The sequence below is a fragment of the uncultured Merdimmobilis sp. genome, assembly GCF_902471145.1.
GTDB lineage: Bacteria > Bacillota > Clostridia > Oscillospirales > Ruminococcaceae > Merdimmobilis > Merdimmobilis hominis.
Map to the genome: position 1 here is coordinate 63,375 of NZ_CABRJC010000003.1, position 13,620 is coordinate 76,994.

The window sequence follows — 13,620 nt, forward strand, 5'->3', positions numbered from 1 at the left end:
GGGGACGCCGTCAAGCGCCCCCATTTGGAAACATTGTACTACAAGAGGGCAGAAAAGTCGACAGCCCCTGCCGTGAAAAAGGGGATTTCCCCTTTGAAAAAGCCTTTCTTCACATTGCGGGGGGCCGTAAAAGATGCTATCATAGGCTTTGTTGACACATATTGACATTGTTAGGGGGATTGTTATGTACATAGCAGACCTGCACATCCACTCCAAATACTCCCGGGCTACCAGCCGGGACGGCGACCTCCCCCACCTGGACTACTGGGCCCGGCGCAAGGGCATTGCACTGGTGGGGACCGGCGACTTCACCCACCCCGCTTGGCGCCAGGAGCTGGAGGAGCGCCTGGCGCCGGCAGAGGATGGCTACTACACCTTAAAAGAGGAATTCCGCCTGCCTCTCTCCATAGCTGGGGAAACACCCCCGCCCCGGTTTGTCGTCACCGGGGAGATCAGCAACATCTACAAGAAAAACGGCCGCACCCGCAAGGTGCACAACCTGATCCTCCTTCCCAGCCTGGAGGCGGCGGACACCCTCTCCCGGCGGCTGGAGGCCATCGGCAACATCCACTCCGATGGGCGGCCCATCCTGGGGCTGGACAGCCGGGACCTCCTGGAGATCACCCTGGAAGCCTGCCCAGAAGCCATCTTCATCCCCGCCCACATCTGGACCCCCCACTTCTCCATGTTCGGGGCCTTCTCCGGTTTTGACACGGTGGAGGAGTGCTACGGCGATCTGACCCCCTACATCCACGGGGTGGAGACCGGCCTTTCCTCCGACCCGCCCATGAACTGGCGTCTCTCCGCCTTGGACCGGTTCACCCTGCTCTCCAACTCCGACGCCCACTCCCCTCAAAAGCTGGGACGGGAGGGGAACCTTCTCACCTGCCCCCTCACCTACCCAGCCCTTTCCAAGGCCATTGAGACCGGGGAGGGCTTTGCCGGCACCTTGGAATTCTTCCCCGAGGAAGGCAAATACCACCTGGACGGCCACCGCAGCTGCGGCCTCTGCCTCACCCCCCAGGAGACCATCGCTTACGGCGGCAAATGCCCGGTCTGCGGCAAGAAAATTACCATCGGGGTGGAACACCGGGTGGAGGAACTGGCCGACCGGCCGGCGGGTTTTCTGCCCCAGGGCCGCAAGCCCTTTGAAAGCCTCGCCCCCGTGGACGAGGTGATCGCCGCCTCCACTGGGGCCTCCCTGGGGGTGAAAACCCAGCGGCTCTGCGACCGGTTGGTGGAGGAACTGGGCCCCGAATTCGCCATCCTGCGGGAAATCCCCATCTCTGACATCGAGCAGGCGGCAGGCCCCTGCGTGGCCGAAGGCATCCGCCGGATGCGGCTCGGTCAGGTGGAGCGGTCCGCCGGGTACGATGGGGAATACGGTTCCATCTCCCTCCTTTCCCCCGAGGAAATTGAGTGCATCAGCGGCCAGGTCTCCCTCTTCGGCGCGCCAGAAGCCGCTCTCATCCGCAAAAAGAAACCGGCATCCCAGGTGAAATACCCCAAAGTCCTCCCCCCTGCCCAGGAAGCGCCCCGGCCGCTGGCCCAAGGGCTCAACCCCCAGCAGCAGGAGGCGGTGGAAAGTCTCGATCCGGCCGTCGCGGTGGTGGCCGGCCCCGGCACCGGCAAAACCAAGACCTTGGTGGCCCGGGTGGTCCACCTCATCCGGGAAGAGGGGGTCAAACCCCAAGAGATCACCGCCGTCACCTTCACCAACCAGGCAGCCGCTGAGATGCGCCAGAGGCTGGAACAGGAACTGGGCGGCAAACGAGCGGTCAAAGGGCTGACCATCGGCACCTTCCACGCCATCTGCCGGGGGCTTTTGGGGGAAGTTCGCCTGCTGACCGAGGAGGATTCGCTGGCCCTTGGGGAGCAGCTTCTCGCCGACCTGGGGCGCAAGGGCTCCCCGCAAAAGCTGGTCCGCCAGGTCTCCCAGCTTAAAAACGGCTGCCCCTCCGATCTGGAAAAAGATGTTTTTGACGAATACTGCCGCCGCCAGCAGGCCACCGGCCTCCTGGACTTTGACGACCTTCTCCGGCGGGCGCTGGAAGAGGACTTTGGTGGGAATCCCGCTTTCCACCACCTGCTGGTGGACGAGTTCCAGGACTGCAACGACCTACAATACCAGCTGGTGCGCCAGTGGAGCCAAGGGGGAAAAAGCCTCTTTGTCATCGGCGATCCAGACCAGTCCATCTACGGGTTCCGGGGCGCCCAAGGCCGGTGCTTCGACCGCCTGCGGGAGGATCTGCCCCAGCTGAGGACCATCCGCCTGACTGAAAACTACCGCTCCACCCCGGAAATCCTGTCCTGTGCCCTTTCCGCCATCGCCCCCAATCCAGGGGAGGGGCGGGTGCTCCATCCCAACCGGGAAGGCGGTCCCAGGGTGCGGCTGGTGGAGGCGGACAGCGAAATGGCCGAAGGGATCTTCCTCGCCAAGGAGATCAGCCGGATGGCTGGCGGCGTGGATATGGTGGAGTCCGACCAGGCGGCGGCCCGCAGCGAGTACCACCCCTTTTCGGAGATTGCGGTGCTCTGCCGGACCCACCACCAGCTGGACTTACTGGAAAAATGCCTGCGCCACGACAGCATCCCCTGCCTCATCTACGGCCGGGAGGATTACCTTTGTGACCCCCAAGTGCGGGGGCTACTCAGCTTCTTTCGCTGGATGAAGGACCCCGGCGACACCGCCATGCTGGAACAGGCCCTCTCCAAACTCTGGGATTGCCCAGCGGACTTAATCTCCCGCGTTCAAGGGGTTTTTAATAGCTGTAAAGCAATTGACCTTGACAGCCTAAAAGAAGCATTTTCCGGCTTTGGCCACCTGGAATTGTGGCTGCGTGCAGTGGAGGACACCCTCCCCCATTTTTGCCGGGAAAAGCCCCGCAAGCTGTTCGAACGGCTGCTGGGTGGGGAAAAACCCTCCCGTCCAGTAGAGAAGCTGCTGCACGCCGCCGCCTTCCACTCCACCATGCCCTCCCTGTTGGATGCCCTCCTGCTGGGAAGGGAAGGCGACCTCTGCCGGGCTTCCGGCAAGGCTTATGCCCCCGGTGCAGTGCGGCTTATGACCCTCCACGGCGCCAAAGGATTGGAATTCCCGGTGGTGTTCCTCTGCGGGGTAAAAGCCGGGATACTCCCCCTGGAATCCCCCCAGCATCCCACGGACCCAGAGGAGGAACGGCGGCTCTTCTTTGTGGGGATCACCCGGGCGCGGGAGGAATTGATCCTCACCACTTCCCCGGAGCCCTCCCCTTTCCTGAACGGTCTGAGGGAGTTGGATCGGGAGCACGCCGGCCCCAAACGCTCGGCTAATATGGAACAGCTGACCCTCTTTTAAAGCAGAAGCGCCTCCCCATCCCGATGAGATGGGGAGGCGCTTTTCGATTTGGAGCGAGTCCCCACGGTCTGCACACGGCGGTATTCTGGGTGCCCGCTCATGCGCCAACTGGTCAGCGGGCTTTTCCCTCTCCAAAAAGCCGGATGCTGGTGATCCCGGAGGCCATCACCAGACTGCGAAAAAAAGGCTGGTACATCCCCAGGCACTTGATGTTTTTGAGGAGCAGCTTCCACCGCAGGCTTCGGGTTTTTTGGAAGTAGGCCCGATGGGGGTCAGGTTCCCCTAAGCTTTCACAAAGGGCCACGGCGCTGTTGATGGCGGAGCTGATCCCTTCCAGCGAACTGGGGCTGATAAATCCGGCTGCCTCCCCAATGAGGAACACCCCATCCCCGCCGCAACAGAAGCTCTTGGGGCTTTTGGGACGGAGCACCAGGCAGGCTTCGGTCTTGACTGGCTCCCCAAAGGGGAAGCCATACTGCCGCAGTTTCTCTTTCTGCCGTTCAAATTGAGCGCGACAGCTTTTGGGGGCAAAGGCACCGCCGTAGATCAGGTACTCATCCTTGTGGATGGTCCAGGCGCAGCAGTCGGTAGTTTCCGGGTCAAAGATACAGGAATAAAAAGGACGGGTTGCCACATCCTTGGCCAAAAACCACTGCTGGATGGCCACATACCGCCGGGTTTTCAGCGGCCCGAAGCACTGGCTTCGCACTACGGAACCCGCGCCGTCTGCCCCCACCAACTGCTTGGCAAACACGGTGTGGAGGCTTCCCCCGGCAGAATAGCCCACTAGGAAGCCCCCTCCCTGCCGCCGGATGGAACAACACCGGCCGCAGACCTGTTCCACCCCTGGGGGCAGAATGGACCGAAGCCAGAGGTCAAATTTCTCCCGATCCAGATTGATGTACATCCGCTGGTAATGGCGCTCCTTCCAGGTGGCCAGGTCGATGGTTTTGACGGCGAAGATTTGCGGGTCCACCAGGATTTCCTTGGGCAATGTGATTTCAAACCGGGCCAATGCCTTTTGGGCGTCTGGGGAGAGCAGGCCGCCGCAAGGCTTGGGACGGCCGTTTTGATCCAGCAGAAGGATTTTTCGGTTTTCCCCGGCAATGCGGGCAAAGGTCGCCCCTGCTGGGCCGCCGCCCACTACTACTATGTCAAACTGCTCCATGGCATGCCCTCCTGTTTGTTCAACGGTTTCCAATCTTCCCCAATAATCGCTTTGCGATCATTGTACCATAGAAATCAGGGTGAGGTCGAGTATCCGCACAGTTTTCCAAATGGCCATAATCCTGCTGCAAGCGGAAACCACATCCTATTTTAAAAGAAACCCGCCATTCTAGCCCATCTTTTCCAGAAAATTTTCGGGATATTCACGGAATTTTTGGAAGAAAGCACAAAACACTGATGAAAAATTTGCAACTTTCCCCTTGACGCTGGGATAAAACGGTGCTATCCTATTCATTGAACAAACGTATAATGAAAGTGAGATGATCCCTTGGCACGGGCTGAAAAAGCCACTATGCGGCAGGAACAGGCCGCAGAAACCAAACAAAAGCTGCTGGATTCCGCCCGGAAACTCTTTGCCGAAAGGGGCTTTTCCGGCACTCCAGTGCGGAGCATCAACCGCAGTGTGGGCCTTGCCGACGGCCTTCTGTACCACTACTTCCCCGGCGGCAAAAAGGAGATTTTTCAGGTGATTGTGGAGGAGAGCTTCCGCCGGATACTAGAGGAAATCCACCAGCGCAGTCTGGAGGACAATTTTGACGGCATCCCTCTGGAAACTGTATTGGAACAGGTCTACCGCAACTTCGCCGAAATCCTCCGAGACAATCTGGACATCTTCAAAATCTTCTTCCGGGAAGGTGAAGTCCGGGAATTTATCTCGTGGGATGAGATCGACTCCATCCTCAAAAACCGGTACCGCTGGCTGCCTGAACTGCTGAAACAGCGGGCGGAAGCGGGTGAAATCCGGGAAATGGATTACGAAAGCGCCGCCGACACCATCATCGCCTTGATGATAAATCACTTGATGGCCAAATTGGTGGGTATCGTCCCCCCCCATTTGAGCGATCCCCAAAAGCGGGCGCGGCTGATTCGGTATCAGGTCAGCTTATGGAAAATCCCTCGCCCTTGAGGCCGGGGGTTTTTTACAGCAAGGCAATATGCAGCGGCCTCTGAAGTGCTGGCCAATGCCCTATCAACTGGGCATATACAGACAAAATAGGATGCGCACCATAGAACACCTGCATGGCGCGCCTTGTATTTTTGTGGGCTTAAGACCTCATCCCATGGGGACAGTGTGCCTGTACGCGGGTTCAAAAAAGCTGTTTCAGCTATTTTTTTACGCCTTTTTGTTCAACAAATGTTCAACGCAATTACATCCACTCATTCTAGAAAGAAAGGATATGGGCGCGGCACGGGATACTTCCTCCTGCGGCGCCCGCAGGTTATGACTATGGAAAATCGGGAATCTTACATATTGGGGGAGATGAAAATCTCCAAAGCTTTTTGGACATTGGCCCTCCCCGCAATCTTGACTATGATCGCCAAGTCGGTGTATAGCGCCGTGGACACCATGTACATCGGTTTTTTGGGTAACAACGCCGCTTTGGCCGCTGTGGGCATTGTCAGCCCGCTTCTGGTACTCCTTCAATCCTTTGAGACGGTCCTCTCCCAGGGTATCTGTGTGCTAGTTGGCCGCAAACTGGGCGAAGGCAAAAAAGAAGAGGCGGATTCGATCGTCTCCACTACCCTGGCCACCTCGATTGGGTTTGGCATCTTTTTCTGCTGTGTTTCCTTCCTCTGTATGGACCCGCTGCTGAAGCTCTTCGGCGCTTCGGCGGAAGTCCTTCCTTATGCGCGGCAATACGGCGTTTGGGTGTTTGTCAGCATCCTGTTTACCATGCCTGCCGCCTGCCTCAACAACGCGGCCCGCGGCGAATCCGCTGTAAAGGTAGCCTCCAATTCCATACTCATTGGCACTTTGCTCAATGTAATCCTGGACCCCATCTTCATCTTTGATTTTGGCTTAGGACTGGGGGTTGCTGGCGCATCTATTGCCACCACCATTTCTCAGGCAGTCAGCCTCTTGTGCGTGGCTTCCTACTACATCCGGGGCAAATCTTTGGTAAAAATCCGCTTCTCTGCTGTGCACCATCACAAGGCTATGTACCGGAACCTCGTCTCCATCGGGCTGCCCATGGCAGTGTTTCAATCGCTGATCAGCGGTGCTTCCGCCTTCACCAACAGCGCCATGGCTGGTTTGCCTGACGGTGACATCTACATCACCGCTTATAGCGTTATCCAAAAACTGGTAATTATTGTAACCTTCATCTTTTTGGGACTCATCCAGGGTCTGCAGCCTATCCTGGCCTTCAGCGCCGGCGCCAAAAATGGCAAGCGGTTCCGGGAAGGGCTGGCCTACTCTGCTAAAATGTTAGTACTGGTGGCATTGTCCATCAGCGCCGCTTGCTTCTTCAGCGGGAAATGGATTATGTCCCTCTTCTCTCCTGACCCCTCGGTCACCCAAGCGGGCGAGCTTCTGCTTCGTTCCCAGACCATCTTCTGCGCCATGTTTGCCATGTCCTTTTTGATAATGGTCGCCTTCCAGGCACTGGGCAAAGGCGTCCAGGGAATTATTATCGCCATCTCGCGCCAGGGCCTTCTGTATATTCCCCTGGTGACAATCCTGCCTCGGTTCTTCGGATTCAACGGCGTGCTGGCCGCCCAGCCCATCGCTGATCTTCTGTCACTTATCCTTGTGGCCTGTATGTTCCCTCAGCTCAAACGGCTTACCCATCAGCTAGAGGCAGAAAAACTCCCCGAAGGATCGCAACCAGAAACAGGGAAATAAACATACCAAAGGCCCCGGATGGATTCCGGGGCCTTCCCCATTTGCCTTGACAGATCAAAACCTTATCAAGGCCCGCTACGGTTGTGCTATTCCTTTAGAATTCTAAAAATTCAGGAGAACAAAAGCGCGGGAGGCTGTTTTACAGCCTCCCGCGCTTTTAAAGTGAATTCAGATACACAGTTTCTACAGCTCAATCAGCTCATACTCCCGGGTGCCGACGCCCAGAGCCGCCGCAGCCTCCACTGTGAGGATGCCGTGTCTCGACTCAATGCGTTCAATCAGATCCGCCTTGCCGGGATCATCGGAACGGTACACCAGATCCAGGCAAGCCTGATCCAATGCCACCGGGTCGGTAGAGGAGAGAATACCGATGTCTTTGATCTTGGGGTCCTCCGCTACGGCGCAGCAGTCGCAATCCACCGACATGTTGCACATCACATTGATGTAGACAATCTTGTCGCCGAAATAATCCACAATGGATTTGTCCGCGTCCGCCATCGATTCCAGGAAGGAATCGTGGTCTGCCGTCCAAATCTCTTCAGCCTTGCCGGCTCCATGGATATACGCTTTGCCGTATGCGGAAGCAATGCCGATGGAGATGTTTTTCAGCGCGCCGCCAAATCCGCCCATGGGATGGCCTTTAAAGTGGGAGAGCACCAGCATGGAGTCGTAATTTTTTAAATGGCCGCCCACATAGTTGGTTTTGAGCCATTTGCCGTTGGGGATGGGCAGCTCCATGTCCCCGCCTTCATCCATGATGTCCACAGTGCAGATGTCGGTCCAGCCATGGAGCTTCATGGTCTCCCAATGATCTTTTGTGGTGTTGCGTTTGCCTTCATAAGCGGTGTTGCACTCCACAATGGTGCCGTTCACGTGGTCGATCACCGGCTTTAAAAAGGCCGGGCGGATAAAGTTCTGGTTCCCCACTTCGCCGGAGTGAAGCTTTACCGCCACTTTGCCCGGCAGCTTGACCCCCAGCGTCTCATACATCTTAACCATTGCCTCAGGAGTGAGCTCCTTGGTGAAGTAGACTTTTGCTTTTTCCATCATTCATTGCTCCTTTTCCTATATGATATATGGATGTTTTTCTCTGTGCGCAACCTTACAGGAAGAGCCGCCGCCCCCACAACTGCCCGTGCAGGATCCGCGCCCTCTTCGTTTACCTATATTATAAAACTTGGAGCCAACTCTAAGTCAATAGGTTTTTGTGCTTTTCTGATAATAATATTCCATTTGCCAACCCCAAAACCCAATAAAGTAATGATTGACAAATGGAAAAACCTGTGGTATTATAATAGAGCTTTGGGGGCGTAGCTCACTTGGGAGAGCGCTTGAATGGCATTCAAGAGGTAGTCGGTTCGATCCCGATCGTCTCCACCAAAAAACAGAGAACTGGACTTGGCAAAACGAGTGTCAAGTCCAGTTCTTTCTTTAAAAGAGTAACAAACACACAAAATATTTTTGGGGCAGGCCAATTGGCCTGCCCCTTTTCAATAGGTTACCCCTTTTTCCCGGAAGATTTAGTCCACATTCCCCACCCTGTTTCCCTTTACAGCTTCCTTTGGAAAAACGCCTTGGCTTCCTCCAAAGTCATCCCCTCCCGCCCCACAGGAGGAGAGATGACCATCACCTGGGCCCCCACTTCCTGGGCGGCCGACAGCTTTTCAGCAAACCCTCCAGGGCCGCCGGTGTTCTTAGTCACCAGAATGCTGCACCCAGTCTGACGCAGAAGAGCCGCGTTAAACTCTTGGGAAAAAGGCCCCTGCATGGCGATGATATGGGCGGGCAGATACCCCAAACGCAGGCATTCCTCCACTACCGCAGGCAAAGGCAGCACCCGCGGATACAGCCGCTGGGCAAAATCCTCCACCTGTGTAAAGATAGGGAGTTCCTTGCTCCCCGTGGTGAGAAGGGCCTTTCCCTCCATCTGATTTAAAAGCTGGGCTGCGGCTTGCGCATCTGGGACGGCAATGGCCCCCTCCATAGGCCGATCCAGCTGCCGGGAGAGGCGCAGGAGAGGGACCCCAACCGCCTCACAAGCCCGGCGGATGTTCTCCCCTGCCTGGGTGGCATAGGGGTGGGTGGCATCCACTACCCAGCGGTAGCCTCCCTGGCGGATAACCCCCTCCATCTCCCCCTGGTCCAGCCGGCCGGACAGGCAGGTAACCCGCTCCCCACGGGGCAGCAGGGAAGCCCCATATTCAGTGGCGGTGGAAACAGTCAGCCCCACTGGGAATCCCGTCAAAAACTCCGCCAGCTCCCGCCCCTCGGTGGCTCCGGCGAACAACAGCACCCGTTTCATTCAACTATTTCCTCCCTTGGCGTTTTTGGTTGTTCAACAGCCCGGTAGAGGTAGGATCTCCCCTGTTTTCCCAGGCGGTCCACCACCCCCAGTTGGTGGAGAAGAAGAAGCCCCCGCTGGGCTGAGGGGAGGCTGAGGGCCGCCCCCTTGGCAAACTCCTTCGAGGTGAACTCCTCCGGCAGCCCAGCTGGAAGGAGAGCCTCATAGCCCACTTTGGCCCCCACCGTGACCTCCCCCAAGAGGGAGACCGGCGCCCGATCCATGCGGGTGGAACCCCGTTTCCGGTCATGGCTCCAACCGTTGAGATAGCGGATTTCCTCCATTTCCAGCAGGAGAATCCGAATGGAAAGATTGGGGTTCCCAAGCAAATCCCGGATGGCATAGAGCTCATAGAGGACATCAGCCGGCCCCTTTTTCTTAGGGGACCTGTGCCAAGGGGAGGTCTCCCCAGTCTCCGGGTCCATCCAGCAAAGGCGCTTTTGGGCAGCCACTGGATACACCACCGTCACCGGACCCAGGGCAAGAAACGCCTCCAGCTTGGCTTGGAGGCGGCCAAACTGCCGGGTTTGAATCTCGGTGATGCCCCAGCTGTCCTGGATGTCCGCCACCCACCGCCCCACTTTGATCTCGTGGAATGCAGGGTCCGGCTGGAGGTAGTATTTCAGCGCGGCGTGGAGCGTCCGCTCCCCCAAGGTGCCAATGCCTCCGGCGGACTCTTTCTGGGCCAGTTCCAGCGATTCCTGCAGTGTCACCGGCATTCCCCCTTTCCATTGAAAAAATCCCCGTGGTTCCGGGGATTCCTCCAATAAGCTAATGGAAAATGGTCATAGATTTGATGGGCCGCCCCTCCAAATCCCGAATGGTGAAGATGCCGTCCTCATAGATCATATAGCTGTTGACATCGTCCCCCTTGGGCAGCGAGATGGAGCCGGGGTTGATATAGAGGTAGTCCCCCATGTCCTCCAATGCCTGAAGGTGGGTGTGGCCGTGGAGAAGGATGTCCCCTTTTTTCATCGGAGGGAGCTTGTCCTTGTTGTAGATGTGGCCGTGGGTGACAATGCAGGTCCGCTTTTTCAGCATCAGCATCAAATAATCCGCCAAGATGGGGAACTGGAGCACCATCTGATCCACCTCTGCGTCGCAGTTGCCCCGCACGCAGAGGATTTCATCCTTCATCTCATTTAAAATGGCGATGACCCCTTTTGGATTGTAATCCCGGGGCAGGTCGTTGCGGGGGCCGTGGTACAAAAGGTCCCCCAACAAAATCAAACGGTCCGGCTGTTCTGCCTGCCAAATCTCCTGCATGAGGCGGCAGTAATAGAGGGAGCCGTGGATATCCGATACAAACATCAATTTCATAGTTTCACCTCCCCCTTATTGTAAAGGCGGCCTTGCTGAATGTCAACCTCGAGGGATTGACAACCCGCCCCCAATCTCGACGGGAACCTTGTCCCCATACTGGAAAAAATCCTTCTCTTTTTGGTTAGTTTGCTTAGGTTTCCCCTTCCCAGGCGGAAGTTGGGCGGTTTCTATTGAAAAACTGCCTAAAACTGGATATAATGGAGATAATGATTGCCCCTACACTGAATTATAAAAAGGAGTTGTTGTCATGCCACTGGTCACCACAACCGAAATGTTCAAAAAGGCTTACGATGGCGGGTATGCCATCGGCGCGTTCAACGTCAACAACATGGAGATTGTCCAAGGCATTACCGAAGCGGCTTCCGAGCTCAATTCCCCTGTGATTCTGCAGGTCTCCGCCGGCGCGCGGAAATACGCCAAACACGTCTATCTGATGAAACTGGTGGAGGCCGCTATCGCCGACACCGCCGGCATCCCCATTGCCCTGCACCTGGACCACGGCGGGGATTTTGAAATCTGCAAAGCTTGCATCGACGGCGGATTCTCCTCGGTCATGATCGACGGTTCCTCCAAGAGCTTTGAGGAAAACATCGCCCTGACCAAACAGGTGGTGGAATACGCCCACGCCCACGGTGTTGTGGTGGAAGGTGAGCTGGGCAAGTTAGCTGGCATCGAGGATGCGGTCAATGTCAAAGCGGAAGACGCCTCTTACACCAACCCTGCTGAAGTGGAAGAGTTTGTCACCCGCACCGGCGTGGATTCTCTGGCCATCGCCATCGGCACCAGCCACGGCGCTTACAAATTTAAACCCGGCCAGAAGCCCCAGCTGCGGTTTGACATCCTGGAAGAGGTCAGCCGCCGCCTGCCTGGCTTCCCCATTGTGCTCCACGGCGCTTCCTCCGTTCCCCAGGACCTGGTCAAGGTGATCAACGAGTGCGGCGGCGCAATGCCCAACGCCATCGGCATCCCCGAGGAGATGCTCCGTCAGGCGGCTGGTATGGCTGTCTGCAAAATCAACATTGATTCGGATATCCGGGTCGCCATGACTGCCGCTATCCGCAAGCACATGTTGGAGAACCCCAGCCACTTTGACCCCCGCCAATACCTGACCCCTGCCCGCGCCGCCGTCAAATCCATGGTCGCCCACAAAATCAGCGACGTCCTCGGCTCCGCCGGCAAAGCGTAATCGAATTATCCTTCCAGAAGGCAGAGGGCGTTCTCTGCCTTCTTCCTTTTCTTCACTTTTTTGGAAAAGAGGCCCATTCTATGCCATTTGATTACGACGCCCCCATCTACTATCCCCCCTATGAAAACCGTTCCATCCTCATTCCCGCCAGTTACGGCTGCCCCCACAACCAGTGCGCCTTCTGCAGCATGTACAAGGATACCCCATACCGGGAGGTCTCTTTGCTGGACATCAAGCAGTCCATCCGGGAGGTGTCGGAATACCGCCCCTGCTCCGAACGGGTCTTTCTGCTGGGAGGGCAGTCCTTCTGCCTGAAAGCGGACAAGCTCAAGGAGATCCTGCGGTATATCCGGGAAAGGCTCCCCCTCTGCGAGGCGGTATCCATGTACGCCTCCATCCGCAGCGTGGCGGATAAAACCGATGCAGACCTGGCGGAACTTAAAGCTTTGGGTCTGGGCAAACTCTACATCGGGGTGGAGAGCGGCTGCGATGAGATTTTAGAGGAGATGCACAAGGGGCACACAGGGGAGGAAGCTGCCCGCCAGCTGAAGCGGCTCAATCAAGCGGGCATCCCCTTCCACTCCATCATCATGTACGGCATCGGCGGGCGGGGCCGCGGCATCCAGAACGCCCTGGCCACTGCAAACGTGCTGAATCAGGTGGAATCGGTAGCCATTGTCCCCATGTGCCTGACCATTATGCCCTCCACCGAGCTGGAACGCCGGGTTCATTCCGGGGAATTCGAAGAAGCCAACTTTGCAGAGCTCCTTTTAGAGCTGCGCACTTTGCTGGAAAACCTGGATTTAAACACTCCAACCCCATTTGCCACCGATCACGCCACCAATCGTTTTCTTGTGGCGGGCACCCTCCCTCAAGATAAAGAAAAGATGGTTTCTCAGTTGGATCAGATGTTAAAACGGTTTGGTATGGAATTACACTGATTTTTGCGGCACTTTCCCTTTTATCTTCTTTTTTGTCATCTTTTCAATTTGGGATATTTACTTTTTAACATTCTTATGTATAATAGAATTATAATGATAAAGGAGTGTAGCGCCATGGAAGAAACCAAAAAGAGAACCCGCAACGTTCGCACCAAAGAGGAGCGGGTTGCTGCGCTTGATGAGAAAATTGCCTATCACACCAAGTGTATTGCCACATTGAAGAAGAAAAAAGATGAATTGTTAAAGCCCAGCTCCAAAGAGACCTATAAAGAACTGATGAAAGCAATTAAAGCTTCTGGCAAAACTCCGGATGAGATCTTAAAGATGATCAAAGGCTAATTCTACACAACTTGCAGGGCCCCTTATGGGAAATCCCATAGAGGGCACAATATTGTTTTAAAAAGACGGCGCAGCGTTTGCTGTGTCGTTTTTTTGTTATATAGAAAACCGGCTATAGACTAAAAAGCTGCGCCAATTTCTTCCCGGCATTTAGAACTCCCCTAATCTAACATCCCCACCTGCAAAAACGCCGCACAACTGCTTTGGTTGTGCGGCGTTGGCAGCCGTTTTCTCTACAGCGGAAGTTTCCCTTAACAGATTGTTGCCATTCAGGAAGTGGGCAAACCCAAATTGCCAGCC

Annotated in this window: 11 protein-coding genes and 1 tRNA gene; 7 read left to right on the forward strand and 5 right to left on the reverse strand. The window is 56.2% G+C overall.

What is annotated here, in order from left to right:
- The first annotated feature begins 184 nt into the window (after positions 1 to 184).
- Entirely contained in the window at positions 185 to 3,337 is a 3,153-nt protein-coding gene (locus RDQ42_RS03080; RefSeq protein WP_231358458.1) for a UvrD-helicase domain-containing protein, read from the forward strand.
- Positions 3,338 to 3,449: 112 nt separating this feature from the next.
- On the opposite strand, the gene RDQ42_RS03085 is transcribed toward RDQ42_RS03080, so the two are convergent.
- A complete protein-coding gene (locus RDQ42_RS03085) occupies positions 3,450 to 4,505 on the reverse strand; it encodes an FAD-binding protein (protein WP_071427152.1) in 1,056 nt (351 codons plus the stop codon).
- Between the two features lie 327 nt (positions 4,506 to 4,832).
- Between RDQ42_RS03085 and RDQ42_RS03090 the strand changes: the two genes are divergently transcribed.
- Both RDQ42_RS03090 and RDQ42_RS03095 read left to right on the forward strand, forming a co-directional pair.
- Positions 4,833 to 5,471 (forward strand): TetR/AcrR family transcriptional regulator, encoded by a 639-nt coding sequence (locus RDQ42_RS03090; protein WP_054331065.1) that lies wholly within the window; start codon positions 4,833 to 4,835, stop codon positions 5,469 to 5,471.
- A 321-nt stretch (positions 5,472 to 5,792) separates the two neighbouring features.
- Complete coding sequence (locus RDQ42_RS03095; protein WP_162273096.1) at positions 5,793 to 7,190, forward strand: MATE family efflux transporter; 1,398 nt, start codon at positions 5,793 to 5,795, stop codon at positions 7,188 to 7,190.
- Between the two features lie 183 nt (positions 7,191 to 7,373).
- On the opposite strand, the gene RDQ42_RS03100 is transcribed toward RDQ42_RS03095, so the two are convergent.
- The gene (locus tag RDQ42_RS03100; RefSeq protein WP_231358459.1) at positions 7,374 to 8,237 is read right to left on the reverse strand and encodes a DUF362 domain-containing protein; all 864 of its coding nucleotides are present in this window, start codon (positions 8,235 to 8,237) and stop codon (positions 7,374 to 7,376) included.
- 257 nt (positions 8,238 to 8,494) lie between these two features.
- On the opposite strand from RDQ42_RS03100, the gene RDQ42_RS03105 reads away from it, so the two are divergent.
- Positions 8,495 to 8,570, forward strand: a tRNA-Ala gene (locus RDQ42_RS03105).
- 169 nt (positions 8,571 to 8,739) lie between these two features.
- Here the strand turns inward: RDQ42_RS03105 and cobK are convergent.
- Genes cobK through yfcE form a run of 3 tightly spaced genes read right to left on the reverse strand, consistent with a single transcriptional unit; the run spans position 8,740 to position 10,851 of the window.
- A complete protein-coding gene (cobK, locus tag RDQ42_RS03110) occupies positions 8,740 to 9,492 on the reverse strand; it encodes a precorrin-6A reductase (RefSeq protein ID WP_071427154.1) in 753 nt (250 codons plus the stop codon).
- Positions 9,489 to 10,244: a hypothetical protein gene (locus RDQ42_RS03115; RefSeq protein WP_308588264.1), complete on the reverse strand. Its 756-nt coding sequence runs from the start codon at positions 10,242 to 10,244 to the stop codon at positions 9,489 to 9,491. The genes cobK and RDQ42_RS03115 overlap by 4 nt, the downstream gene beginning before the upstream one ends.
- A 58-nt stretch (positions 10,245 to 10,302) precedes the next feature.
- The gene (gene yfcE, locus RDQ42_RS03120; protein WP_195254340.1) at positions 10,303 to 10,851 is read right to left on the reverse strand and encodes a phosphodiesterase; all 549 of its coding nucleotides are present in this window, start codon (positions 10,849 to 10,851) and stop codon (positions 10,303 to 10,305) included.
- Positions 10,852 to 11,101: 250 nt separating this feature from the next.
- Between yfcE and fba the strand changes: the two genes are divergently transcribed.
- The 3 genes from fba (at position 11,102) to RDQ42_RS03135 (ending at position 13,320) form a co-directional block, all read left to right on the forward strand.
- Positions 11,102 to 12,040: a class II fructose-1,6-bisphosphate aldolase gene (gene fba / locus RDQ42_RS03125; RefSeq protein ID WP_054331059.1), complete on the forward strand. Its 939-nt coding sequence runs from the start codon at positions 11,102 to 11,104 to the stop codon at positions 12,038 to 12,040.
- Positions 12,041 to 12,120: 80 nt separating this feature from the next.
- Complete coding sequence (locus RDQ42_RS03130; RefSeq protein WP_071427156.1) at positions 12,121 to 12,981, forward strand: radical SAM protein; 861 nt, start codon at positions 12,121 to 12,123, stop codon at positions 12,979 to 12,981.
- A gap of 114 nt (positions 12,982 to 13,095) precedes the next feature.
- Positions 13,096 to 13,320: a hypothetical protein gene (locus RDQ42_RS03135; protein ID WP_054331057.1), complete on the forward strand. Its 225-nt coding sequence runs from the start codon at positions 13,096 to 13,098 to the stop codon at positions 13,318 to 13,320.
- Positions 13,321 to 13,620: the final 300 nt, after the last annotated feature.

Coding starts and splice junctions, on each gene's coding strand:
- RDQ42_RS03080 (WP_231358458.1), top strand. CDS start 185: ATGTACATAGCAGACCTGCACATCCACTCCAAATACTCCCGGGCTACC.
- RDQ42_RS03085 (WP_071427152.1), bottom strand. CDS start 4,505: ATGGAGCAGTTTGACATAGTAGTAGTGGGCGGCGGCCCAGCAGGGGCG.
- RDQ42_RS03095 (WP_162273096.1), top strand. CDS start 5,793: ATGGAAAATCGGGAATCTTACATATTGGGGGAGATGAAAATCTCCAAA.
- RDQ42_RS03100 (WP_231358459.1), bottom strand. CDS start 8,237: ATGGAAAAAGCAAAAGTCTACTTCACCAAGGAGCTCACTCCTGAGGCA.
- cobK (WP_071427154.1), bottom strand. CDS start 9,492: ATGAAACGGGTGCTGTTGTTCGCCGGAGCCACCGAGGGGCGGGAGCTG.
- yfcE (WP_195254340.1), bottom strand. CDS start 10,851: ATGAAATTGATGTTTGTATCGGATATCCACGGCTCCCTCTATTACTGC.
- fba (WP_054331059.1), top strand. CDS start 11,102: ATGCCACTGGTCACCACAACCGAAATGTTCAAAAAGGCTTACGATGGC.
- RDQ42_RS03130 (WP_071427156.1), top strand. CDS start 12,121: ATGCCATTTGATTACGACGCCCCCATCTACTATCCCCCCTATGAAAAC.
- RDQ42_RS03135 (WP_054331057.1), top strand. CDS start 13,096: ATGGAAGAAACCAAAAAGAGAACCCGCAACGTTCGCACCAAAGAGGAG.